This is a genomic window from Rhizobium sp. 01L410 (assembly GCF_056400165.1).
In genome coordinates this window covers 390,411-416,959 of sequence record NZ_JBFTST010000001.1, presented here as the reverse complement: position 1 = coordinate 416,959, position 26,549 = coordinate 390,411, and the positions used below count along the sequence as shown (strand labels likewise).

The window sequence follows — 26,549 nt, the reverse complement described above, 5'->3', positions numbered from 1 at the left end:
TGACGAAGCCGGGCGCTTTGCGGCGCCCGGTTCTCCATCCCCCGGGATGGCTCGTTGCGTCTGTGAGGAGAGAAATATGCCGATCCGCAACCGGAGCGCCTATGCGTTCCTCGCGCCCTATCTCATCGTCTTCGCCACTTTCTGGGTGTGGCCAATCATCAGCTCGTTTCTGATCTCGTTTCAGAATACGCGCGTCAATCCGTGGAAATTCAGCCTATCGGCCAATTGGGGGCGCCTGTTCGGCGACCCGGCTTTCTACAACGCGCTCTACAACACGCTGATCATCCTGGTCATCCAGGTGCCGGTGATGATCGCGATCGCCACCGTCATGGCGGTGCTCCTGAATTCGCCGCTGCTGAAGCTGCGGCCGCTCTTCCGCTTTGCCTTCTTTGCGCCCGTCGTCGTCGGAGAGGTCGCTTACGCTGCAGTCTTCCGGCTGATGTTCAGCATCGATTTCGGCATCGTCAACAAGCTGATCACATCAGTCGGCCTGCCGGCGATCTCCTGGTTCGACAATGCCAATGCCGCCATGGCGCTGGTCATCATAGCGGTGACCTGGCGTTGGGCAGGCTATAACGCCATCATCATTCTCGCCGGGCTACAATCGATCCCTGAGGATGTCTACGAGGCTGCGACGCTCGACCGGGTCAGCAAGACCCAGCAGTTCTTCCACATCACACTGCCACTGCTGAAGCCGATCATTCTGTTCTGTGTCGTTCTCTCGGTCATCGGCACGATGCAGCTCTTCACCGAACCATTCCTGATCACCAATCGCGGCGGTCCGGGTGGCGGCACCGAGACGCTCGGCCTGCTGCTCTACCGCCAGGGATTCCTGTCGCTGAACTTTGGTTATGCGTCAGCCGTGGCTTACACAATAGCGGCACTGGCGGTTGCGATCTCACTGCTCAACCTGTGGGTCGGGAGGGAAGCGAAATGAAATCCAAGTCGCAATCACTGCTGTTGAGGCGCATCGCGCTGCATGCGGTGTTGACGCCGCTGGCGATCATCTGGCTGTTCCCGCTGTGGATGATGTTCATCTTCTCGACCATGCCCGACTACGGCATCTTCAGCCCCGAGATCGTGCTGCTTCCATCGACGAACTTCATCGCCAATTTCCAGGATCTTGAGGCCCAGACCGGCTTTACCCGGGCGATGTTTACGTCGATCTCGGTGGCTATCATCTACACCATTCTGTCTGTGCTCCTGACCTCGATGGCAGGCTGGGCGCTGGCGCGCTACCGCTTTGCGGGGCGCTCCGTCGTCGTCGCCATTATTCTTGGCACCATCACGCTGCCCTTTGCGGTCGTGGTCATTCCGCAGTTCATCATGGTGGCGCGCGAGTTCAAGCTGGCGAATACCTGGGTGGCGCTGATCGTTCCGCCGCTCTTCAATTCGCTCGGCGTGCTCTTCATGCGCCAGTCCTTCTCGATGATGCCGAACGAGCTTTTCGACGCGGCACGCGTCGAAGGCGTCAAGGAATGGCAGATCTTCCTGCGCATCGCATTGCCGCTGGCGCGGCCGACCATGGCGGCGCTGTCGATCATCCTCTTCCTGGTGTCTTGGAACAACTATCTCTGGCCGCTGCTGATCAACTCCAAGCCGGCGATGATGACCGCACCGGTGGCGCTCGGCACGCTGATCGGCCTGACCAAGGTCTCCTGGGGCGGGATCATGGCGGGGGCAACGATGCTGACCGCGCCGATCCTAGTCATCTTCGTGCTCCTGCAGCGCCACTTCATCGCCGGCATTGCTGCCGGCGCAATCAAATAATCGGGGAGCCGCATGGCAGAGCTTTCACTCAGAAACGTCGTCAAACGCTATGGTGCGCTTGAGATCATTCATGGCGCCAATCTGGAGGTCAAGGACGGCGAGTTCGTCGTCTTCGTCGGGCCGTCGGGCTGCGGCAAGTCCACACTGCTGCGCATGATCGCCGGGCTGGAGGACATCTCCGGTGGCGAGATCGATATCGGCGGCAAGGTCGTCAACGATGTCGAGCCCGCAGATCGCGGCATCGCCATGGTCTTCCAGTCCTATGCGCTCTATCCGCATATGACGGTTGCGGAAAACCTTTCCTTCGGCCTGCGGATGAACGGCAATCCGAAGGAAGACACGGAAAAGCGCGTCAGCCACGCCGCCGGGATCCTGCAGATCAACGAGCTGATGCAGCGCCGCCCCAAGCAGCTCTCGGGCGGCCAGCGCCAGCGCGTGGCGATCGGCCGGGCGATCGTGCGCGAGCCCAAGGTCTTCCTGTTCGACGAGCCACTGTCCAACCTTGATGCCGAGCTGCGCGTGCAGATGCGCGTCGAGATTTCGAGGCTGCACAAGCAACTCGGCACGACGATGATCTACGTCACCCACGATCAGACCGAAGCGATGACGCTGGCCGACAAGATCGTCGTGCTCAGGGCCGGGAATATCGAGCAGGTCGGTGCGCCGCTCGATCTCTACGACGATCCGGCAAACCAGTTCGTCGCCGGTTTCGTCGGCTCGCCGAAGATGAACTTTTTGAAGGCCATCGTGACGGGCAGGGACGCCTTGGGACTGATGGTTGCGCTTGCCGCAGACCGGAATGTCCGCCTGACCTTGCCGCTGACTGCGACCCTTGCGGAGGGAACCGACGTGACGCTCGGCGTCCGCCCCGAGCATTTCGGTGATGCGGGCAAAGGCGACGCCGATATGACCGCCAGTGTCGATGTCGCCGAGCATCTCGGCAATACCAGCTATATCTACGCAACGCTCGGCGGCGAGCAGCTGATCATCGAGCGGCCGGAATCCCGCACCACCGGCAATCGCGACAGCCTGACGGTCTCGCTATCCGCCAAACGCAGCTTCCTGTTCGACAGCGCCGGCCAACGCCTGCGCTGACCCATCCGCAATCCCAGGACGACCACACGAAAGAGGAATAGACATGAGCTCAGAACAACCGATCCGCTGGGGCATTATCGGCCCCGGCACCATCGCCCGCACCTTTGCGGATGGCATCGCGCATTCGCGGACCGGCAAGCTCTCCGCGATCGCGACGCGCAATCCCGACAAGCCGGGCCTCGGCGACGGCTTCCCCGGTGCCCGTATCGTCAAGGGCTATGACGCGCTGCTTACCGACCCTGAAATCGACGCGATCTATATCGCTACGCCCCATACCGGCCATGCCGAATGGGCGATCAAGGCGGTCCGGGCCGGAAAGCATGTGCTGGTCGAAAAGCCGATCGCGCTTTCCGCTTACGATGCCGATGCGATCTATCACGAGGCAAAGAAGGCCGGCGTCTTTGCCGGCGAAGCCTTCATGTATCGCGTTCACCCGCAGACTGCGAAGATCGTCGAGCTGGTGAAGAGCGGCGTCATCGGAACGGTCAGGATCATCCGCTCCAGTTTCGGTTTCAACATGGGTACGTTCAAGCCCGAGCACCGGCTGTTTTCCAACGACACGGCAGGCGGCGGCATTCTCGATGTCGGTGGCTATCCGGTGTCGATGGCCCGCCTGATTGCCGGTGCAGCCGAAGGCAAGCCTTTCCTCGAGCCGGAGAAGGTCTCGGGCGTCGCCCATCTCGGCCAGTCCGGCGTCGATGAATGGGCTTCGGCGGTGCTGAAATTCCCGAATTCGATCATTGCCGAAGTGTCCTGCTCGATCATGGCGAACCAGGACAACACGCTGCGCATCATCGGCTCGGACGGCCGCATCGAGGTCAAGGATTTCTGGTTCGCCTCAGGCCACAAGGGCGGCATGGGCAAGATCGAGATCTTTAAGGGCAACGAGCAGGAGACGATCGAGGTCAAGGAAGACCGCTGGCTCTATTCGTTCGAGGTCGATGCCGCCGGCGATGCGATCCGCGCTGGACAGCATGAGTTCACCTCGCCGGGCATGAGCTGGGCGGATTCCGTCGGCAATCTCCGGGTTCTCGATCAGTGGCGCGCGTCGGTCGGCCTGGAATACGGGGTCGAGAAGGCAACGAAGCGGACGCTCAATCTCGCAGGCGCTCCCGTCAAGCTCGGCAACAGCATTCCGAAGCGCGAAATCCCGGGCATTCTGAAGCCCGCTTCGGTGGTGACGCTCGGCTTCGAGTTTTTCCCGAACTTCGCTTCGGCATCGCTCACGCTGGACGCCTTCTACGAGGCAGGCGGCAATGCGTTCGATACGGCTTACGTTTATGGCGGCGGCAAGACCGAAAGCATTTTCGGCGACTGGCACACCAGCCGCAACGTATCGCGCGACGAGATCGTGCTGATCGGCAAGGGCGCGCACTCGCCGCTTTGCTATCCAGATATGATCGCCAAGCAGCTCGACCAGTCGCTCGATCGTCTCAAGACCGATTATGTCGACATCTATTTCATGCATCGCGACAATACCGCCGTGCCGGTCGGCGAGTTCGTCGATGCGATGGATGCCGAGGTGAAGCGTGGCCGCATCCGCGGCATTTTCGGCGGATCGAACTGGACGCGCGCCCGCATGGAAGAGGCGATCGCCTATGCCGACAAGAACCGCAAGACGGCACCGGCTGCCCTTTCCAACAACTTCTCGCTGGCCGAGATGCTGGATCCGATCTGGGCCGGTTGTGTTACGTCTTCCGACGACGAGTGGAAGGCGTGGCTGAACAAGAAGCAGATCCCGAACTTCGCCTGGTCGAGCCAGGGCCGCGGCTTCTTCACCGACCGTGCGGGACGCGACAAGCATGACGACGAGGAAATCGTCCGTTGCTGGTATTCGGACCGCAATTTCGAGCGCCGCGACCGGGCAATCGAGCTTGCAAACAAGCTTGGCCGCAGCCCGATCCACATCGCGCTCGCCTATGTCATCGCCCAGCCATTCCCGGTCATTCCGCTGATCGGGCCGCGGACGATCGCCGAGCTGGAGGACAGCCTCTCCGCGCTCGATATCAAGTTGACGCCAGAGCAGGTGAAGTGGCTGGAAGGCTGATCTGAGTTGGCGAGGCGCGCTATAATGGCGCGCCCCGCAATTTTCCAAACTACTCCTCGCGGAACGCCCGGTTGAACTGATCCGTCAGTGGCTTGGCGAGGAAAGACATTGCCGTGCGCTCTTCAGTCGAGACGAAGACTTCGACCGGCATGCCGGGCAGCAGCTTGTTGCCCTCAAGCTTTGCCAGTTCCGCCGGAGGCACGGCAACATCGGCGAGATAGAAGATCTGGCCGGTGGCGGGGTCGGTGCTCGTTGCCGCCGAGACATAGGCAATATTCCCCTTGAGTTCCGGCGTTGCGCGCTGATTGAAGGCGGAGAAGCGCATTCTCGCATCCTGGCCGACGGAAATCTGATCGATATCGGTGGGCGCAAGTCTCGCCTGTATCTTAAGCGCCGCGTCGGCGGGCACCAGGGTCAGAAGCTTTTCTGCCGGCGTGATGACGCCGCCGATCGTGTGGACGAAAAGCTCGTTGACGGTTCCCGAGAGCGGTGCGCGGATATCGGTCCGCGACAGCCGGTCCTCGACGGCGACCCGACGCTCCCGCAATTCCGACAGTTTCGGCTCGACGACGCTCAATTCTCGCTGCGCCTCTGTCCGGGCCGCCTCGTCGATGGCGATGATCTGCACCTGTATCTCGCTCATGCGTGCCCGCGAGCGAGCGATATTGGCCTGAATCTCTCCGTTCTCGCCGGTCAGTTTCGCGAGTTCACGGTCGATGAAATACTTGCGGGACGTATCGATCAGCTTCTTGTCGGCGAGGCCCTTGATCTTGGTGTGTTCGGTTTTCACCAGTTCGAGTTCACCGGTCTTGGCGTCATGCTGGGCGACCAGGCCTTTCAACTCCTCCTCGAGTTGCGAAATGCCATACTGAAGCTGCTGCTTCTGGTTCTGCCGGTTCTTGCGGTTGCCGTCGAAGAGGCGGCGCTCGCCCGCAGCAATGGCCGGGAACTCGGTGCCGAAATCCGGCGGGAAGACAATGGCCTCCTCGTTGTCGCGCTCGCCGATCAGCCGTGCTTGGCGCGCCGTCAGTTCGATCAGCTGCGCCTTGACGATCGAGAGTTCTGCGCGGGTCTGGGCATCATCGAGGCGCAGCATGATCTGTCCCTTGGTAACGACATCGCCCTCCTTGATGGCAATTTCGCTGACGATGCCGCCATCGCGATGCTGGATCGACTTCAGGTTCCGGTCCACCATGATGACGCCCGGGGCGATGATCGCGCCTCTGAGCTGCGTCGTCGCCGCCCATCCGCCAGCCCCGGCAAACAGCAGCACGCCAAGCGTCATGCCGGCGAGAACGCGGGCAGTCACAGGAAATGTATTGTTGTCCTCAGGTGAAAGTGCGGCCTGGGATCTTTGCTGGTTTCTAGACATGTCTTACCTTCCTAGGCCGCGGGATTTTCGACGATGACAAGCAGATGATGCCCCGTCAGGTTGATCGTCATTTCGTAGTGCTCGTCCTTGTCCATATCGACCTCGATGAAGGTGCGGCTCATCTCGTCGGTCCCCTCGTGGCGGACGCGGATCGGAAGGGGCTCGTCATCCGCCTTGTCGCCATAGATCTCCTCGAAACGATCCTCGATACCGTCCAGAACCTCCTCGAAGATCTTGTATTTGGAGATGTCGATGCGGTCCCCGACCATGAAATCAAGGATCTGGTGGACGACATCGGCACTGCTTTCACCAGCGGGCACAGTGAATTCGAACGTGTCTTCGCCCGCACCACCCTCGATGACGACAGCCAGCGGTCCGGCGCGGACCGTGTCGTCTCCCGCGCCGCCGATGACCTTTTCGAAACCTTCGATGACGTCGTGGCCGACATCAAAGCCGGTAGCGGTGCCGGTGTTCAGGTCAATCAGCACGCCGTGCGCTGCCTGCGAATAATCGATCGTGTCGAACCCGCCTTCACCGCGATACTCGTCATCAGATGCACCGGCTGCCGCGACCACGATATCGTCGCCGTCTCCGGTGCAGAGAAGATCGGCGCCCTCATTATCATGCAGGGTGTCATCGCCGTCCCCGGTCTTGATGATCTCGAAATTGCTGATGCTGTCGTTGCCGATCTCTTCACCCGTCGCATCAGCGGCCGCGAGATCGACGACGATCGACATGACCGCTGCGGAATAGTCGAGCGTGTCGATGCCGCTTCCGCCATCGTAGCGGTCGGCCACAGCATCGATGTCGCCTTCGACGACATCATCGCCGTCACCGCCTTCGACCAGGTCGGTTCCGCCGCCGCCGCTCAGATAGTCGTCGCCGGCATTGCCGTGTATCGCTTCGTCGGCAAGGCTGCCGGTCACCTCGTCGTCGTTCGCCCCGGCGCGGACGATCTCGAAATTCGAGACGGCGTCATTGCCGATCTCCACTCCGGTGGCGGTGCCATCGGCGAGGTCGATCTCGACCGCCTCGGCCAGCGCCGAATAGTCGAGGGTATCGATCCCGGCGCCGCCATCGTAGATGTCGTCGGCCCCGTCGGCGTCTCCTGCGACCGTATCGCCGCCATCTTCGCCCTTCGCCGTGTCCCGGCCGCTGCCGCCGCTCAGGAAATCGCTTCCGGTGCCGCCCTTCAGCGTGTCGGTGCCCGCCTGTCCGAAGAGAACATCGTCGCCGTCGCCTCCATCAAGGTCGTCATCGCCATCTTCACCGTCCAGGATGTCGTTGCCGGCATCGCCAGTCATTCGGTCGTGACCGTCGCCGCCACGAAGGATATCGGCATCCGCGCCGCCGCTGATGAGATCGTCGCCCTCCTCGCCGTAGATCGTGTCGCGGCCTTCCTCGCCATAGAGGCGGTCATTGCCGCGGCCACCCCATATGTGATCGTCGCCAAGACCGCCGAGAACGATGTCATTGCCGTTGCCTGCGCGGATCGTATCGTTGCCGCTGCCGCCAACGATATTGTCGTCTCCATCGCCGCCATCCACGGTGTCGTTGCCGTCTCTGGCGTCGATATTGTCGTTTCCGGCCAGCCCGCCGATCTCGTCGGCGCATTGCGTGCCCGAAAGCAGATCATCTCCAGCCGTACCGATGACGGGTGCTGCCTTGACCACCGAGAAATGTGCGGTCTGCAACACGGAGGCCGTACCGTCGCTAATCTGGTAGGTGATGGTCACCGGACCGAGACCCGCTGCGTCGTAGCTCCACCCGCCTGCTGTCTGCACCAGCTTACCCGATGAGACCGTCAGATCCCGCACGGACAAGACATCGCCATCGGGGTCGAGCGCGCCGCGCAACAGGTCGGCAAGGCCGATCAAGGCAATGGCGCAACCGGAAACGTCAGCCAGGGTGACCGGGCTGGTGATAAGTGGGGCGCGGTTTTGCGGCTTTTCGTTTCCTGTTTGAGGGGCAGGGGAAGATACTCGCTCGTTGCTGTTGCTGTTGCTGTTGCTGTTGCTCGGTTGCGGCCCGGCGGCACCCGCTTTCGAAGCCTTCCATGCATTGTCGTTCGAGGCGTGGAAGGAAACCGAAATCCCGCCTGAGCTTTTCAACAGCGCCAGGCTCGGCAGATTAAGCCTGTTGAACTCGATCGCCGGAGAATCGGTCAGCGCGTAGCTCACGCTGTTCTTGTGGTTCGAGAGCGTCACGCCCGAGGCCTTCTTTCCGGCCAGCGCGGCTTCGTCCTCCATCCCTGCCTCCGCAAGAGCCGTGACAGCGTCGGCCGCTGGCAACGGTTCTTCGCCGTCCAGCGCCGGCCGGGCGTCCCCTTTTTCGGCGGGCGGGTTTGGCTGCTGATGAGATAGCGCTGTCTTCAGATAGAGAGCGAAACCTGTCAGAAACAACGTCATGAACATCGGCACTTTCGACTGCTTGTCCTCGTTCTTCAGGACATAGCGATCGTGCGGGTCTTCTCCCGTCTTTGCGGTTTTGGTTCCTTTGACCTCGATCATTCTGACATCCTCGCTGTGATGCGTGATCCGATCTGTGCCGCTGCTGCCGGCCGGCTGACCGGTTCGGCTGCCGTTGGCTTCAGGATCTCGTCCTTGGGTCCGAAGGCGACCATCTTTCCGTTCTGAATGACGGCAACCATATCGACGGCTGCAAGCGCACTTGGCCGGTGCGCGATGACGACGGCGATGCCGCCGCGGGCGCGCACCGCCTTGATCGTTTGCGTCAGTGCCATTTCGCCCTCGCCATCGAGGTTGGAATTCGGCTCATCCATGATGACGATGAACGGGTTACGGTAAAGCGCCCGTGCAAGGCCGATGCGCTGCCGCTGTCCGGCCGAAAGCGAGACGCCCTGCGGGCCGAGTGCCGTGCGGTAGCCATCCGGCATCCGCACGATCATTTCGTGGATGCCTGTCGTCTGCGCTGCATCGACGATCGCCCGGGCGTCGACCTGCGGCTCCAGCCGCGCGATGTTCTCCTCGATCGTCGCATCGAGCAGCGCCACATCCTGTGGCAGATAGCCGACATGCTGGCCGAGGTCGTCGTCCGACCATTGTGTCAGCTCGGCGTCGTCGAGACGAACACTGCCGCGAAGGGTCGGCCAGACCCCGGTCAGGGCGCGCGCCAGCGTGGTCTTGCCGCCGCCGCTCGGGCCGATGATGCCGAGCGCCTGGCCGGCGGCGATCTCAAAGCTCACTTCGCTGAGAAGCACCCGTCCGGAACCCGGAGCGGCGACCGTTATCTTCTCGACCTTCAGCGTGCTAGCCGGTGCCGGCAGCGCCATCGGCGGCACGGCGCCTGCAAGTGCGATGACGGTTTCCTTCAGCCGAATCAAGGCGGTTCGGGCCGCGACAAAGCCCTTCCAGTTGCCGATCGCCAGATCGACCGGCGCAAGCGCCCGGGCCGAGGCGACCGAGGCGGCAATGATGGCACCTGCCGACAATTCTCCCTGGATCGTCAGCCATGCGCCGAGACCAAGGACGGCCGACTGCAGGATCATGCGCAGCACCCGCGAGATCGCCCCGAACGTGCCGCTGATGTCGTTGGTGCGAGTCTGCAGTTCCAGATGGTCCTGGTTGGCGCGGTTGAAGCGGTCCACCGCGCGGCCGGCAAAGCCCATGGCCTTCAGGATATCGGCATTGCGGGCGTTCGAATCGGCGATCGCATTGCGCTCGATGCCCGATTTGTGCGTGGCACTGGCGAGCCGCCGCGTCATCAGCTCAGTCGCGATGGTCAGCATCGACAGCACGAAGGCGCCGGCGAAAGTCAGCGCGCCGAGATAGGGATGCAGCATGTAGACAAAGACGAGGTAGAGCGGCACCCAGGGCAGGTCGAACAGGGCGACGGGACCCTGGCTGCCGAGAAAGCTGCGAACGGTATCGACATCGCGCCCGCGCTCGAGCGCCTCTGCGGTTGAGAACCCGAAACGTGGCATGTCGATCGCCACCTGATGGGCCATTGGCGCGATCCGGCTGTCGAGCCGGGCGCCCATCCGCACCAGGATCTGCGAGCGGATAATGTCGAAGAAACCCTGGAACAGGTAGAGGCCGATCGCCAGGGCCGAAAGCCCGAGCAGCGTCGGGACGCTGCCGCTGGTCAGGGCGCGGTCGTAGATCTGCAGCATGTAGAAGGAGCCGGTCAGCGCCAGAATGTTGATGACCCCTGATGTGAAGAACAGGAAGACGAATATTCCGCGGAGTCCATGGGTCAGTTTCTCGACCTGCTTGCGCTTGTTGCCGGTCAATGGAGTCTTGGGGCGCATATCTTTCACCACTTCGTTCTGTTGTTGGGCTGTCAGGCGTGCCGGGAAAGCCGGCACGCCTGATGTCGCGGGTTACAGGTTGAAGTCGGAAGCGGTGAGGTTGTGGTTCCCCTTGATGTTGAGCCGGAGTTCGGCCGTGCTGTCGGCATCGACGCTGCCCTGGACGACCGTGTAGTCGCCATCGGCCCGGACCTCATGCGTGACGATCAGCTGGGCGGCACCTGTCAGCGCCGAACCGTTGACCAGCGTGAAGGCCTGGTTCCCGGCAACGCCGCCATTGGCGTCGGTGCCGCTGAGGTCGATCTTGTCGCCCGGCTGGAAGCCGATGATCGTGTCGCCGTCGGCATCCTTTTCGGAGAGGAAGACGAACTTGTCGTTTCCGGCTCCGCCGTCGATGATGTTGACGGCAGCATTGGCGGTGATCGTGTCAGCCCCGGAACCGGTGACGACATTCTCGATACCCCACAGCGTATCGTTGCCTGAGAGGCTGCTCGATGCACTTCCTCGGCCCATGAAGCCGCTGCCGAGATCGACGGTCAGGTTTGCAGTGATCGCCGCCATATCCAGCGTGTCGTTGCCGTCATCCCCATAGTAGGTGTCGTCGCCATCACTTGCTTCGGCGACGAACATGTCGTTGCCGCTGCCGCCATGGGCCGTGTCGTTGCCGGCACCGGTGCGGATCATGTCGTCACCGGCGTCGCCGAAGACGCGGTCGGATCCGGCATCGCCATAGAGCATGTCGTTGCCGTCGCCACCCAGCAGGTCGTCATTTCCGGCACCGCCGAAGACCATGTCGTTTCCGCCTTCCCCATTGAGGAAGTCGTCGCCGTCATCGCCGCGGATGATGTCGGCCCCGGCTCCGCCGGTTGCCACGTCATTGCCGGCAAAGCCGACGATCGTTTCACCACTCGCCGTACCGAGAAGCACGTCGGCGGCTGCAGTGCCTGCTATCGTCGCCCCAGCCGTTGCGGCTGGTGGCGTCGGGGCAGGCGGGTTTGGTGCCGGCGTGTCGTCTTCTTCTTCCTCGGCCGTGGTGCCATCGCCATTGAACTGCGGCAGCCCGCCTTCGCTGGTGAACTGGATGCTGTGCCCGCCGTTGGTCATCGTCGTCACGCCGTTGGCACCGGTCGTGATCTCATAGTCGTCGGCTGTGGTGCCTTCGGCCAGTTCGATGACGTCCTGCGGCCGCAGCGTACCGATGATCGTGTCGTTGCCGCCATTGGAGCGGAAGACGATGCGGTGCGCAGAGCCGAGCGCCGAGATATCGATCGTGTCATTTCCGGCATCGCCATCAATGGTGATCGTGTTGAGGCGCAGGCTGGTGGTCGAGAAGTCGCCGACGATGCTGAAGTTGTCATTCCCGGCCGTTCCCGCTCCCGAAGGATCAACACCGTTGAGGCGGATTTCTTCGATCTCGTTGAGTTCCGCGATGACGGACGCATTGTTGCTGCCATTGCGGGTGACGACGATTTCGGTCGCGGCATTGAGGTTCGCCGCGACATTGCCCGCAATCGCCAGCCAGGCTGCCCTGGTGTAGATCGTGTAGGTCTCCGCCGAGGCATTGCCGTTGATGACGAAGGTGTCGCCGGCAGTTCCTTCCGTTCCGCCATTGACAATGTCGCGGCCATCGGTCGCCCCGGAAGCATTGGCGTTCCAGATCACGGTGTCGTCGCCAGCATCGCCATTGATGGTGTCGACACCAAGATTGCCTGTTGCAGTGATGATGAAGTTATCGACGAAGAAGTCATCGCCAGCGTCCCAGTCGCCATTTGCCAGGAAGCGGATGGCAGATTGCGGGCCGATCTGTGCCGCCGACAGAGTGGCGTTGAACGTAGCGGTCGCCGTGCTCAGAACGCCGCCTGCAAGGGTTTCCCAGCTGCTGGTCGTATGGTTCCAGGCTTGAACAGTGACGTTCTCGCCACCGATGAGGCCGGTGTCGCCCACGTAGGCGAACTGGACGGTCGCTCCGGTCGCACCTGTGAGATCGAAGGCGCGCTGGATGAACTCGCCACCTGCGATGCCCGGCTCGAAGTGGAGGCGGCTGCCATTGGCGGGGTTGATCTGGATATCGCCGTTGCCTGCGCCCGTCGTTTCGCCGCCGCCTTCGGTCCAGCCGCCAGCGAAGGCCAGCGTGCCGTTGTTGTTGGTGTAGGAAGCGGAAGCGAAATTGTCGCTGAAGGTGCCGCCATTGACACCGGTGCCACCCGAAAGCGTATCGTTGCCGTCACCGCCGTTCAGCGTATCGGCACCTTCATTGCCATTGATCACATCGTCCCCGCCGGCACCGCTGAGCGTGTCGTTGCCGCCAAGGCCGTTGATGGTGTTTGCCGCCGCATTGCCGGTAATAGTATCGGCATTCGCCGTTGGTGCGCCGAAGTTTGCTGGTGCCGCTGCGGCGAGCGTGAAGTCATTGATGTCGATCTGCGCATCGGTAACGTTGTTGATGCGGATGGTGCCGAGCGTGTTGCCTGCCCCATCGTTGACCGTCAGCAACCTTCCGGCAGGGCCGGTCACAGCTGTTTCGACGACGCGTGCAGCAAAATTGGCCGCTGTGACGCCGAGCGCACTGAGGTCAATCTTGTCCTGGTTGGTGACCTGGCCGCCATCTGCATCGTAGCTGTTGATGATGTCAGCCCCGAACCCAGCGGCATTGTAGACGATGCGATTGAAACCGCCACCCACATCGATCGTATCGTCGCCGGCGCCGCCAATAATGGTGTCATTGTCGTCACCGCCGCTAATCGTGTCGTTGCCAGTGCCGCCATCGAGCAAATCATTGCCGTCATTGCCGGTCAGGGTGTCGTTGTTGCCGCCGCCGAAGAGTTGGTTGGCGGCATCGTTGCCGATGATCGTGTTGATCCCGGCATTGCCGGTGCCATTGATGGCATCGGCGCCCGTCAGCGTCAGATTCTCGACCCCGGCTGCCAGCGTGAAACTGACCGAGGACTGCACGGTATCGACATCGGCAGCGAGGCCGGTGCTCTCGTTGACCACATCGCCCACGTCATCGACGACATAGGTATCGTTGCCTTCGCCACCAATCATGGTATCGGCGCCGAGGCCGCCATTGAGGGTGTCGTTGCCGGCAAGGCCGCTCAGCGTATCGTTGAGGTCGCCACCGGTGATGACGTTGTTGCCCGTATTGCCGGTGCCGACGAACTGGCTGGCATCGGCGCCGAGGAAGGCGAGGTTTTCGACATTGGTCATCGCCGCGATCGACAGGTCGGCGAGGAAGGTCTCGACCGTATCCGTGCCTTCGCCCGCAACTTCCACCACGACGTCAAGCAGGTCGTCTACGCCGTAGGTGTCGTTGCCTGCGCCGCCGACCATGGTGTCGGCACCGATCGCGCCTTCGAAGTCGTCGAGAGCCGCATTGAGCCGGTTGTCGAGATCGTCGTCGCCTGCGCCGCCGACAAGAAGGTCGTCGCCGAGGCCGCCCACAAGGTCGTCGCCCTGGCCGCCACCGAAGATCAGGTCGTTGCCGCTGCCGCCGGTGATCGCGTCATTGTCGCCGTCCTCACCGGCAATGAAGCTGTTCACGGTCGAGGCCGAAAGGTTGACCGTGCGCGCCCCACCGGCCGGATCAGCCCGGCTGATGGCATAATCACCGACGAGTTGATAGCCGTTGAAGAAGGCGCCGTTGAAGTTGATGAGCTCGACGCCGGTTTCCGCGACATTGCCTGTGTAGTGAGCGTTTACGGTGATGGTCTGCTGCACACCTGTTGGCAGCGTGTAGTTGATCACCAGGTTACCGTTCCCGTCACCCGCGTTGCTGTCGAAGGCATTGAGGGCGTTGATGGTCAGGATCGGCAGCCCATCGGCATCGACGCCCGTGCTCGGGGCGAGGATAGAGATTTTATCTGCCGTGCCTGCTCCTACACCGCCGAGCTCATTGATGACGTCGATTCCGTCGCCCAGGCCGAACGAATAGGTGTCATTGCCGAGACCGCCGTTGAGCGTCTCGGTGGCCGAATAAGTGATTGAGAAGTCGTCGATTGTCACCTGGTCATTGGTTTCGTTCATTGCTGGGGCCACAAAGCGGATCGCAGCATTCGTCGCGAACGGGCCACTTACGACATGTGAGTAAGTCTGGTTTGCCCCATTGCCGGTGATCGTGTTTAGCGTAATGAAGTTGGTTCCGTCGGCAGCGAACTGCACCAGGATGCCTTCTTCCATGCTATCCGGATTGGCGCTGTAGGTGATCGTGGCGGTATTTGTAGCGGATAGGTTGAAGGCCCGCGTCAATTCGGCACCGTTGAAGTTACCGGCAGCCGTGCCACCGTGGAAGCGCAGAACGTTGCTGTTGCCTTCATCGATACGAATCTGGCCTGTGCCTGCTCCGCCACTGTCATTCGTTTCAACCCAAGCCGCATTCGCACTGTTGAAATTGTCGCTGACGGTGATCGGCGCCAGATTGGTGTTCGCTCCGCCTACGAGGATATCGTCACCCGCCCCGCCATTGAGAATGTCTGGCCCGGCAAGTCCGAGGATGAGGTCGTCCTGTGCCGTGCCGTTGAGAACATCCGCGTTGGCCGTGCCGACAATGATGTTGAGCGCATTGCCCGTGGCGAATTCTACCTGTTCGATATTGCGCAGCCGGTCGCTGCCGTCGATGGCGTCTTCGACCGCGTGGGTGACGATGACCTGGCCGTCCGTGGTGGCCGAGAAGGCGTATTCGCCCCGGGCGCCGCGGAAGAGGGCGACGTCGCTATCGACGGTCGTGTCGCCTGCCGAGCTGATTTCACGAATGATCTGCAGCTGGCCGGGATTGATCCGGCCTTCGAACATCCACGCGGCGAGCGTCTTGGTGGCAGGCGCGCCGTTGACGACAAGCGTGACGAGGCTCGTCATGCTCTTGATGTTCGGATTGCCGGCAATTTCCGTGCCGGTGGGACCATTGTCGTCGTGGCCGCTCATGATGCCGATGCGGACGTTCAGCCACTTGTCGCCATCGATGATGTCGTCGCCGCCGTTACCCTGAATGCGGTCGCTGCCGTCGCCGCCGAGGATGATGTCACCACCGGCGAAGGAGGTGACACCGGTGCCGAGCACAGCCTGCAGGCCGGCGATCAGGGCGATGCCCTGGGCATCGAGCGTGCTGCCGAGATAGCCGCTGGCGCCGCCATTGGCGAGGCTTGCACGGTCGGCCGCCACGTCTTCGGTGCCGCCAAGCACGTCAGCGAAGCGGGTGCCGGAGAGGCCTTCCATCGACTCATACTCGTCGAGCGCCGCGTTCTGCGGCAGTGTCGGCGCTTCGTCGAAGACGATCGGGCGCGACAGGTCGGCGTTTACCCCGAGCGTGTTGTCCTTGTAGGTCGCCCAGTCGAAGCCGGACATGCCCGCCATCTTGCCGCGGCCGGCGCTGCCGACCATGATGTCGTCGCCGCCTTCGCCGATGAACTCGTCGAAGCCGCCGTCGCCGAGGAACACGTCGTTTCCATCGATGCCGTCATGGGCGAAGATTTCGTCGAAGTTGTCGCCAGGTGCGCCGTCGAAGGTGCCGGTTTCGATCCAGTCGTCGCCCTCGTTGCCGAGAATGCGTTCGGCATTCTTGTTGCCGTAGATGAAGTCGTTGCCGGTGCCGGCGAAGACTTCCGAGCCCATGTCGGTGCCGAGGAAGATGAAGTCCTGGCCGTCATTGCCCATGACGAGGTCGAGGCCCGGTCCGGCATGGACAACGTCATGGCCCTTGCCGGCCTTGATGTTGTCGTCGCCGCCGCTATCGACGATGATGTCGTGGCCATCGCCGCCATTGATGATGTCGTTGCCGAAGCCGCCTTCCAGCCGGTCGTTGCCGCCGTCGCCGAAGAGCGTGTCGTCGCCGATGCCGGCGATCAGGGTGTCGTTGCCCCCGGTGCCGCCGAGGACGACGTGGTCGCCACCGGTGTAGCGGAGATAGTTGGTATCAGGGCCCGCTGTGGCCGGGTTGTCGCGGATGACGAGAGGCGTCAGCAGACTGGTGCCAAGAGGATCGACACCGCGGTTGTCGGCGCTCTCATCCGCCGCCGTATTCGGATCGTCCTCCAGGATGCCGTCGGCGCCGGCATCTTCGCCGAGGCCGGGATTGTATTGCTTGGTGCGGTCGATCTCCAGGATGAGGCCGGGCGTCGAGAAGACGTCGGACGGCAGATGCGTGGCGTCGGTATTGCGCATGATCATCGCGGCGAAGGAGTTGTTCTCCATCTCGCCGAAGAGATGCAGGCCGTCGAGGCGTTGCAGGTAGTAGAAGCGGTCGCCGTTCTGCAGCTTTTCCATCTGCACTTCGAAGACGAAGTTGAAGGTCGAGCCCAGCATACCGCCGAAGGGCATGATCTGTTCGGCAAGGCCGCCGATCCAGAGATCGACGTTTTCGAGGCCACCGAGCAACGCTGCATAGGTGCCGGTGCCGTTCAGGAAGTCGAAACGATCAGTATAGTTCACGCCGCCAATGGTCACTCCATCCACATCGTTGCCGTCGCCAATGATGAGGGCCAGGGCCGCGTCGCGCTTGCCTACAAGTGTGGTCGCGGTGGTGATCGCAGCATGTGTGCCGTAAGCCGCGATGAAGTTGATGATCGACGCTTCATGCTTGAGGTGACCGGCGAAATCGACCCAGCTCTCGTAGGGCTTGAGCAGCGCGTCTTCGTTGGTGGCCTCGTAGAAGGTCCGCCGCGCCTCGTTCAATGAGGGCACGCCGGTGTCGCGGCCGCGGGCGAGGTTGATCGTTGCAAGGTCGAGCGGCAGGCCGAGCAGGTTGTTGCGCAGCGCCGTCGTCACGAACTCGTCGATTTCGTTGCCGACCTGCCGGGTCATGCCGCGGATGATCGCGCCCGCCGCAACATCGTCGCCGATCGAATGGGCAACGCCGGTGTCGCCGCCATCGAAGGCGAGCGGATTGAGGAAGCCCTCGATCAGGCCGATATGGTCTTCGTTGAATGACGGGTCGAAGCGGTCGATCGACTCGGTCAGCATCGAGTGGCCGAAGCGATAGACCACATGGGCGAATTCGGCGACGATCGACGGGTCGATGGTCGTGTCGAAGCCGTCCGGCACCAGGAACACGTTGATATTCGGCTGGATCTTGCGGGCGAATTCTTCGAAGACGAGGTGCTGGTACTGCATCTCGGTGCCGAATTTGGCCGCCTGGAAGAGGCGCTCGCCATCCCAGACGAGGGCTGCGACCTGCGCGGGCGTTGTCGGTACCGCTGCGATGTCGACTTCCAGCCACTCGTTGATGAAGGTGAGGTCGTTGCTTGCGAGCACCGTGTCCTTCGTATGCTGCACAAGCCGGTTATGCTCGGCATGGAAGACGTGGTGGACGGCGGTCAGGCCGATATTCTCGTTGACGCGGCCGTCGCCGGCAATGAAGTGCGCGTCCAGCAGTTCGTTGTCATATTCCGTATCGCCATTGCCGGGGTTGCCGAGGCCGATGGTGATGTCGCCGTCGGCGATCTTGCCGATCGGCACGGCCTCATGGGCGATGTCGGCGAGGAACGCGCTGGCGGTGCGGATAGCGCCGGTCGTCGAGGCGCCCAGCCCCCCATTGGCGGTCGGGTCGCCTTCCCGCACAATGTCGTCGGCCGTGTTGGGGATACCGTCCGCGCCGATCCCGAGGATGATCTGCGGGAAGCCGTTCGCGCCGGGTATGAAGTTGCCGTAGGGGTCGGTACGCAGCAGCGGGACGGCGCCAACATCGGCATCCGTCAGGTTGATGCCGAGCAGTGTCTTCGCCTGAGCCTTGACCTCGCCCCAGGTCGCCATGCCGCCGTTGCCGCCTTCGATCAGCTTGCCCGTTGCAACCGGGTCGCCTGCCGCATTGAGCTGATACTGGCGCAGGAAGACCTGGTGCGACGCATGCGAGGCGTAGGTCTGATTCTGGTCGACATAGGAGGTCGTGGTGTTGACAGGGCGGACGTCGTCAGTGGTGCCCATGATACCATCTGCGCCAGCCGAAACCGTCGCACGGGTCAGCACCATGAAGTTCGTATGGCTGCCTGGGACATAGAGCGGATCGTCTTCCGCCAGGGGGATGAACACCGTTCCGCTGCCACCCTTGTTGATCAGATCGAGGCCGTGATCAAAGAACTGTCCGAACAGCGTGAACCAGGAATTGAACGGCGCCGAAAGGCCTTCATCCGGTGCGACGGCAGGAAGGTAGACGTTGTCGCCCTGCATGGTGATGCCGAAGGGCTCAAGCGCCGCATCGCGCACCTCGCGCGCAGCTTCCAGAGCGGTCACTGTCGCGGCATGCGCTGTCGTGGCACTTGCCAATGTATCAAGAGCGGCCTGCTCTTCAGTGGTCGGTGGCGTGTTGGGATCACCGTCGCCAAGCGCATCGGCTGCGGTCTTGGCGTTCTGCATGGCGACGCGCGCCTGGTATTCGGCGTCCGAAGCGGGCTTGAATGTCTGGTAGATCGCCGTGACTGCGGGAAGATCGGTCATCGGGCTTGCCGCGCCGGCCCGCTCAAGCGCGGTCAGGATTGCGGCTGGATTGCCGAGCGTCTGATCGACGAGCAGGTTCGAGATGGTGCGCAGGCTTGAATCGAAAACGAGGGAACCGGGATTGTTCGACGGGTTGTAGTTGGGAGCCGTCGGCATTGCAGGCGCTCCGCCCGGACCGTCTGGATCGAAGAGCGTGCCATCGGCGGGCCGGTAGATTGGAGACATCAGCTCGGGAAACTCTGCGCCGGCGGCGCCCCACATTTCCTGGCCGGGCAGGAGGTGGTTGTAGGATCCATCGACCGTGCGCAACCCCCAGGCCACGTTGTAAGCGGGGATCAGGCCACCTGGTCCATAAAGCGGCGTTCCAGCAGCATGCGCCTCTGCAATCTTGATCTGCGCCAGGATGAAATCGAGATCCGAACGGATATAGGTGACCATGGTACTCTCCCCTCTGATTGCACGGGAAACGATTATCGTTTCGGCAATGCTTGCTCCCCACAAAGAATTCGCAGGATCGAGCCGGGCGGCGGGATTTTTTACTCGGAGCGCAAAGTTGCGCCCCGAAAGAATCCAGTAGAAACCGATCGGCATTATCTGCGATGATCGGATGATGTCTCGGGGGGAGGCCACGGAATAGTTCCATAGGTCCGGGGACATCTAGAGACTTTGGTCTTTGAGGGGGGCGGGACTTTTGACCCGCAAATAAATGTGACTTACGTCCCTGGCAGTAAAAATGCCGAAGGCGGAGGGCCGGGCATGTCCGGCATCTGGCAAAGCCTTGATGTCACCCGGCAATTTCTCATTGTTGCGGGCATCGTCGTCTGTGGTTCGATGGCGCTGCTGGGGGAATGGCTGAGCGGACAGATCGCCGCCAACCAGCTGAGAAGCCGGGCCGAATCCGGGGCCCTCTACATGGAGGGTTTTCTGGCTCGCCATATCGAGGGAAATGCCGATAATCCTCAGGTGTCTCCGGCCCGCCAGGAGGAATTGGATGAGCTGCTGATCGGCACGGATCTCGCACGGCGCGTCGAAGGCTTCCGGATATGGCGCCACGATGGTCTCGTGATCTACAGCACCAACAAATCGCTGATTGGAAAGACTTTTCCCTCGGAGGATATCGAGCACGCTTTCAAGGGGCGGGTCGTGGCCCAGCTCGAGGATAGTCACGACGATGGAGAGGACGATGGTCCCGCGGCAACCCACCGGCCGCTCATCGAAATCTATGCCCCGATCTACCGGCCGGGCACGCGGGATATCATCGCCGTCGGAGAGCTTTATGAGGAGGCGGGCGAGTTTGTCGTTCAGCGCAACAGGGTGCAGCGCCATACATGGGTGATTGTCGGAGCCACCTCGCTGGCGATCATGGCGCTCCTGTTTCTGATCGTCCGGCGGGCCAGCAGGACGATTGCCGGTCAGCGGGCGGTGTTGAAGACGCAACTCGCCCAGGCGCGGGCACTGGCGGAGCAGAATACGGAGCTCCGAAAGGCGGCGGACCGGTCGCGCATGGATGCCACCCAATCGAACGAGCAGCTTCTCAACCGGATTGGCGCCGATCTGCACGATGGTCCGGTTCAGCTGCTCAGTCTGCTGATCCTCAAGCTGAGCGGATCTGCGGCAAGCGCCAATTTGCCAAAGGTGGCGCTTGAACGTGTGCCGGAGATCAAGGGGGGCGAGCTCGCACCCGTTCATATTGCGCGTCTGGTGCTGACCGAATTGCGGGAGCTATCGACCGATCTTGTCGTGCCCGAGATCGAGCACATGCCGCTGGAGGCCGCCTTGCAGATGGCAGTCGAGCAGCATGAGTATGCGACGGGATCAAAGGTCTTATCGGCCTATGGGAAACTTCCCGAGCGCGTCGCGCATCCGCTGAAAATCTGTCTTTATCGCGTGGTGCAGGAAGGGCTCAACAACGCATTCCGACACGGCGGCGGCCGCGGCCAGCGCGTGTCGGCGTCATCCGATATGTCCGAGATCGTTGTGACCATTGCTGATGAAGGTCCAGGGATTGCGCCAGAGAGCAGCATGGATCGGCACCGTCCGCTCGGCCTCCAGGGCATTCGCAACCGCGTCGCTGCGTTCAGGGGGCATGTCGATATCCGGCCTGGGCCGGTCTCCGGCACGGAGCTTCGGGTGACGGTGCCGATGGAGGGCAACAGTCTCTAGTGCCGCGGAATGGAATCGCCGGCACCCTCCAGCTTTTGTGCGGCGATCAGCACTTCCAGCCGATTTCGGGCATTCAGCTTCTGCATCAGGATCGTCATGTAATTCTTGACGGTCTTCTCGCCGATCTTGAGGCCGATGGCGATCTGCCGGTTGGTAAAGCCCCGCAAAAGCATGCCGATGATCTGCCCCTCGCGAATGCTGAGCTTCAAATCCGCTCCGGCCTTCTTGCGCAGCGAAGCGATCTTGAGTTCTTCGATGACTTTGCAGGCAAAAGCCGGCGTGATGAACATATCGCCGCGATGCACGGCGCTGATCGCCTGGACGAGCTCCTGAATGCTGCTGCCTTTGAGAACATAGCCGCTCGCGCCGGCATTGAGCGCACGCACCGCGTAATCGCTGCCCGTGTTCGCTGTAAAAACCAGTATTTTGGTGCGGATTTTTTCGACCAGTTTCGTGATCACGTCGAAGATGTTGCCGGGCATCATCAGATCGACGACAAACACATCCGGCGCCAGTCTCAGGCCTATATCCAATGCATCGTCGGCGCATGTGCCAGTCGCTGCGATAGTAAATTCCGGATTCTTTCCAAGAATTTCCGTCAGTCCGGCCACCATTAACGGGTGGTCGTCAATAACTACTACCGAGATCGGACTCATGATACGCGTCCTGTTCATAGTATCTGTGCAATTAGTATTCGTAAAATAATTCTATGTCCATCTAAGTCATTCTGACTATTTCCATAGTCGTAGCTAATATGGATTAATCGCCAGATTTATTATTCAAGTAAATAAGGTTGTATTTGTAGAATTTTAGGAAATATTGAACGTATTGCTGTTGGCTTTAGGGCGTCTGCCACCCGTCGGAGCGTTGCCTCCCGCGTTACGGCCGTGGAAAACGATCATGCCGAGGCCGGACGGCCTGGGGCAATCCGCTGCGCGAAACCGCGGGAATAGATCAACTTGCCCGGGCAGATGTCCGGACAAGTATTCTATCCCATTCAGCCGATGGTCATCAGGCTGGCATTACCGCCGGCGGCGGCCGTGTTGATCGAGGTCGAGACCTCTTCGATCAGCCAGTTCAGGCAATAAGCCTCGACATCGCTCTCGATTTCGGCGGCCGTCGCCGATTGCACCAGGACAAGCGGTCCATCGAGTGCGGCGATCGCCTTGTTGAGCGTCCGGATGCGCTCTGCGCGGCCTTCCAGAAGGGCTGCGGCAAAGGGGCCGTCCTTGTTCCAGTCCGAAGTCCAGGAGACGCGCGCCGTGACGCTTGCCGGAGTGTCCTTCAGTGCGGCGCGAAGGCCGGTGGCTTCGTCGATGACGGCCTGATTGCCGGTGGCGAGCGCGGCCGCCAGCTGGCGATAAAGGCCACGTTCGCTCTCGGGTGCAAGCAGAACCCGTCCGCGCGGATGAAGCGCATAGATGTTGCGCTCGCCGACAGGACCGGCAAGTTCCTTCTCAAGGCCAACGGCGGAGAGGCTTCCGAGCTCGCGTGCGGCCTCGGCGTCGTCAGCCCGTCCCTTGCCCGATAGCCAGACTGCGAAGTCGGCAAGGGCGGGATCGGTGTGAACGGAGCTGTGCTGCGGCGGCACCGGCGCCTTCTGGACCAGGCGGCCGATATAGAGCGGACCGCCCGCCTTCGGGCCGGTGCCCGATAGGCCACGGCCGCCGAACGGCTGGACGCCGACGACCGCGCCGATGATGTTGCGGTTGACATAGAGATTGCCGGCCTGGATGCGACTGGTGACATGAACGATCGTCTCGTCGAGACGCGTGTGAAGCCCGAATGTCAGGCCGTAGCCGGAGCCGTTGATATCGTCGATCAGGCGATCGAGATCTTCGCGGCGGTAGCGGATGACGTGAAGAACCGGCCCGAAGATTTCCTTCTCCAGATCCGACAGCTTCTTGAGTTCGATGATGGTCGGCGGAACGAAGGTGCCGAGATCAGCTGTCTCAGGCAGAGGCAGCTGCTCGACCTTGCAGCCGAGTGTCTTCATCTTCTCGATATGGGCGTCGATATCGCCTTTTGCGGTCGCTGTGATGACCGGGCCGACATCGATGCTGAGGCGATCGGTACGCCCGATCGTCAGCTCCTGGAGGGCGCCCTTCAGCATCGTCAGGGTGCGGTCGGCGACGTCCTGCTGCAGGCAGAGCACGCGCAATGCCGAGCAGCGCTGACCGGCGCTGTCGAAAGCCGAAGCGATGACATCGCCGACGACCTGTTCGGCAAGTGCGGAGGAATCGACGATCATGCCGTTCTGGCCGCCGGTTTCGGCGATCAGCGGGATCGGTTTGCCCGACGCCGAGAGACGGGTGGCAAGCTGCGCCTGGATCATCCGGGCGACACCGGTGGAGCCCGTAAACATCACGCCGGCCGTCTCTTCCGCGTCGATCAGCGCGGCGCCAAGGCGGCCGCTGCCCGGGGTGAACTGAAGCGCTGCGCGCGGAACGCCGGCCTCATGCAGGATCCTGACGCTTTCGAAGGCGATGATCGGGGTGACGCCGGCAGGCTTGGCGATAACTGGGTTGCCCGCCACCAGCGCTGCGGCGACCTGTCCTGTGAAGATCGCCAGCGGGAAGTTCCAGGGGCTGATGCAGACGATCGGGCCGAGAGGCACATGCGACGGGCCGAGCGTGCGGCGAGCCTGTTCTGCATAGTAGCGCAGGAAGTCGATCGCCTCGCGTACCTCGCCAATGGCGTTGGCGGCGGATTTGCCGGCCTCGCGGATGATGATGCCCATCAGCGGCTCGATCCGCGACTGCATGATATCGGCGGCGCGATCGAGGCAGGCTGCCCTGTCTGCCGGCGGGACTGCCGCCCATTGCTTGGCGCCGTCAGCCGCAAACCTGGCGATCCTGGCGGCGGCTTCGATCTCCACTTCGGTTACCTGACCGACAACGTCTCCATGATCGGCCGGATTGAGAACCGGGCTGGTCGTGCCATCCACCGAGCCGTCGGCCAGAAGCGGCGTGGCATGCCAGGATTTCGTGGTTGTCTGAAGCAGGTTGCCGGCAAGGCGGGCCAGTTCCATCTCGTTCGAAAGGTCGATGCCGGAGGAGTTGTCGCGTTCGGCGCCATAGAGGTTCTGCGGCAGCGAGATGAGATCGTGCGGCTTGCCGACGGGCGTGGCGGCTTCGACGAGATCGACCGGATCGGTGGTCAGGTCATCCACCGAAACCTTGGGGTCCGAGATACGGTTGACGAAGGAGGAGTTCGCGCCGTTCTCCAGCAGGCGGCGGACGAGATAGGCGAGCAGCGTTTCATGTGTGCCGACGGGCGCGTAGATGCGGCAGGGCCGGTCGAGATTCTGCTTGCCGACGACCTCGTCATAAAGAGGCTCGCCCATACCATGCAGGCACTGGAACTCATACTTGCCGATCTGGAAGTCCGGGCCGGCGAGCTGATAGATGGTCGCCAGCGTCTGGGCATTATGCGTCGCAAACTGCGGGAAGACTGCGTCGGTGGCGGCCAGCAGCTTGCGGGCACAGGCGACATAGGCAACGTCGGTGTGGATCTTGCGGGTGTAGACCGGGAAGTCAGGCAGGCCGTCGAGCTGGGCGCGCTTGATCTCGGCGTCCCAATAGGCGCCCTTGACGAGACGCACCATTATCCGGCGGCCGGAGCGGCGGGCGAGATCGATGATGTAATCGAGAACGAAGGGGCAGCGCTTGCCATAGGCCTGAACGACGAAGCCGAGACCGTTCCAGCCTTTCAGCCCGGCGTCGAGGCTGAGTTCTTCGAGGAGGTCCAGCGACAGTTCGAGGCGATCGGCCTCTTCAGCGTCGATATTGAGGCCGATGTCATATGTGCGGGCAAGCAGCGCCAGTGCGCGAACGCGCGGCAGAAGCTCGGTCATCACGCGCTTCGACTGTGCGCGGACATAGCGGGGGTGCAGAGCCGACAGCTTGATCGAGATGCCCGGCCCGGCATAGACGCCACGGCCATCCGATGCCTTGCCGATCGCGTGGATGGCCTTCTCGTAGTCGCGGTAGTAGCGGTCGGCATCCTTTGCCGTCGTCGCTGCCTCGCCCAGCATGTCGTAGGAGTAACCGAAGCCGCGTGCTTCGAGCGGGCGGGCGCGCTTCAGCGCCTCGTCGATCGTCTCGCCGGTGACGAACTGCTCGCCCATCATGCGCATCGCCATATCGACGCCGCGGCGGATCACCGGTTCGCCGCAGCGGGCAATCAGCCGGGTCAGCGCGGCGGCAAGGCTGCGGTCGTTGACGGTCGATGTCAGCTTGCCGGTGACCACAAGTCCCCAGGTCGCCGCGTTGACGAACAGCGAGCGTCCGCCACCGACATGCGACTTCCAGTCGCCTTCGGAAATCTTGTCGCGGATCAGCGCGTCGCGCGTGGCCGTATCCGGAATACGCAGCAGCGCTTCGGCGAGGCACATGAGCGCAACGCCTTCCTGGCTCGACAGCGAATATTCCTGCACCAACCCCTCGACGCCGGTTCCCTTGTGCTTGGCACGCAGCGCCTCGATCAGTTTGCGCGCGGTATCACGGGCGGCGGCCTTCAGGTCCGCAGGCACGCGGGCTGCTTCCACGAGGGGCGGCAGGCATTCCGTTTCCGGGCGCCGGTAGGCGGCGGTGATGGCCTTGCGCAGGTCCGATTGCTCGCGGATCGGCGGCGCAAACTCGGCAAATGGCGAATTGGAATCCGGACCTGGTGCGTTATCAGCGGCGTTGAGCATTGCGGGATCCTAGCAACGGGACTTGTTTGAACGGCAACTGCCGGCGTCTGTTCGATACGCAAGGCGCATGCGCCCATGCCCCAAACCACCGGCAGCGGCAATCTAGCATGAATGCGCCTGGTCGATCCAACTTGATTGAGGGCGATTTCAGTGGCATTTATCCATAGATGTCGCGATTTGGATGCTAATATGCCTAAAGAGACCGCCTTGTTTAGTGAACTCGACCAGCTGGACAGAAAGATACTGGAAGCCCTGTCGGAAGATGGGCGGATCTCCATCACAGACCTGGCAGCGCGCGTCGGTCTGTCGAATACGCCATGCCAGATCCGGTTCAAGCGGCTGATTGCGGAAGGCTATATCGAGGGTTTCCGGGCGGTGCTCAATCCGGCGAAGATGGAACTCGATCATATCGCCTTCGTCGAGGTCAAGCTCTCGAACACGACCGAGGGCGCGCTGAAGAGCTTCAACGATGCGGTCAAGAAGATCAAGGAGGTCGAACAGTGCCACATGATCGCCGGGCGCTTCGATTACCTGCTGAAGGTTCGCACCCGCGACATCGCCAAATACCGCCGTGTTCTCGGCGAAAAGATTTCGACGCTGCCGCATGTCGCAAGCACATCAACCAATCCGGCGATGGAAACGGTCAAGGAAGGCTGGGACAAGTTCAATCCCAGCCTTTGAAACTGCGGCCTGATCGGCCGCAGTTCGATTTCTG

12 protein-coding genes are annotated in these 26,549 nt (G+C 62.0%); 6 read left to right on the top strand and 6 right to left on the bottom strand.

Features of this window, described 5'->3' with window-relative positions:
- Positions 1–76 precede the first annotated feature (76 nt).
- From AC1DV9_RS01875 to AC1DV9_RS01860, 4 genes are read left to right on the top strand one after another with little or no spacing between them, the layout of a single operon-like run.
- Complete coding sequence (locus AC1DV9_RS01875; RefSeq protein WP_112597109.1) at positions 77–937, top strand: carbohydrate ABC transporter permease; 861 nt, start codon at positions 77–79, stop codon at positions 935–937.
- On the top strand, positions 934–1,770 hold the full coding sequence (locus tag AC1DV9_RS01870; protein WP_112514553.1) for a carbohydrate ABC transporter permease: 837 nt from the start codon (positions 934–936) through the stop codon (positions 1,768–1,770). Before AC1DV9_RS01875 ends, AC1DV9_RS01870 begins: the two co-directional genes overlap by 4 nt.
- Before the next feature lie 12 nt (positions 1,771–1,782).
- Positions 1,783–2,865: an ABC transporter ATP-binding protein gene (locus tag AC1DV9_RS01865; protein WP_477945853.1), complete on the top strand. Its 1,083-nt coding sequence runs from the start codon at positions 1,783–1,785 to the stop codon at positions 2,863–2,865.
- A gap of 43 nt (positions 2,866–2,908) precedes the next feature.
- Complete coding sequence (locus tag AC1DV9_RS01860; protein ID WP_477945851.1) at positions 2,909–4,912, top strand: aldo/keto reductase; 2,004 nt, start codon at positions 2,909–2,911, stop codon at positions 4,910–4,912.
- 49 nt (positions 4,913–4,961) lie between these two features.
- Here AC1DV9_RS01860 and AC1DV9_RS01855 read toward each other — a convergent pair whose 3' ends face one another.
- From AC1DV9_RS01855 to AC1DV9_RS01840, 4 genes are all read right to left on the bottom strand, one after another.
- Complete coding sequence (locus tag AC1DV9_RS01855) at positions 4,962–6,284, bottom strand: HlyD family type I secretion periplasmic adaptor subunit (RefSeq protein ID WP_477945850.1); 1,323 nt, start codon at positions 6,282–6,284, stop codon at positions 4,962–4,964.
- Between the two features lie 11 nt (positions 6,285–6,295).
- Positions 6,296–8,794, bottom strand: coding sequence for a calcium-binding protein (locus AC1DV9_RS01850; RefSeq protein ID WP_477945848.1), 2,499 nt, complete (start codon positions 8,792–8,794; stop codon positions 6,296–6,298).
- Positions 8,791–10,554 (bottom strand): type I secretion system permease/ATPase, encoded by a 1,764-nt coding sequence (locus tag AC1DV9_RS01845; RefSeq protein ID WP_477945847.1) that lies wholly within the window; start codon positions 10,552–10,554, stop codon positions 8,791–8,793. The genes AC1DV9_RS01850 and AC1DV9_RS01845 overlap by 4 nt, the downstream gene beginning before the upstream one ends.
- Positions 10,555–10,626: 72 nt before the next feature.
- A complete protein-coding gene (locus AC1DV9_RS01840; protein WP_477945846.1) occupies positions 10,627–19,413 on the bottom strand; it encodes a peroxidase family protein in 8,787 nt (2,928 codons plus the stop codon).
- A 318-nt stretch (positions 19,414–19,731) separates the two neighbouring features.
- On the opposite strand from AC1DV9_RS01840, the gene AC1DV9_RS01835 reads away from it, so the two are divergent.
- Entirely contained in the window at positions 19,732–21,138 is a 1,407-nt protein-coding gene (locus AC1DV9_RS01835) for a sensor histidine kinase (protein ID WP_477945844.1), read from the top strand.
- On the opposite strand, the gene AC1DV9_RS01830 is transcribed toward AC1DV9_RS01835, so the two are convergent.
- Entirely contained in the window at positions 21,135–21,794 is a 660-nt protein-coding gene (locus AC1DV9_RS01830; RefSeq protein ID WP_112388619.1) for a response regulator, read from the bottom strand. The genes AC1DV9_RS01835 and AC1DV9_RS01830 overlap by 4 nt on opposite strands.
- Positions 21,795–22,135: 341 nt before the next feature.
- Entirely contained in the window at positions 22,136–25,834 is a 3,699-nt protein-coding gene (gene putA / locus AC1DV9_RS01825; RefSeq protein ID WP_477945843.1) for a trifunctional transcriptional regulator/proline dehydrogenase/L-glutamate gamma-semialdehyde dehydrogenase, read from the bottom strand.
- A gap of 189 nt (positions 25,835–26,023) precedes the next feature.
- Between putA and AC1DV9_RS01820 the strand changes: the two genes are divergently transcribed.
- The gene (locus AC1DV9_RS01820) at positions 26,024–26,515 is read left to right on the top strand and encodes an Lrp/AsnC ligand binding domain-containing protein (protein WP_112514565.1); all 492 of its coding nucleotides are present in this window, start codon (positions 26,024–26,026) and stop codon (positions 26,513–26,515) included.
- Positions 26,516–26,549 lie beyond the last annotated feature (34 nt).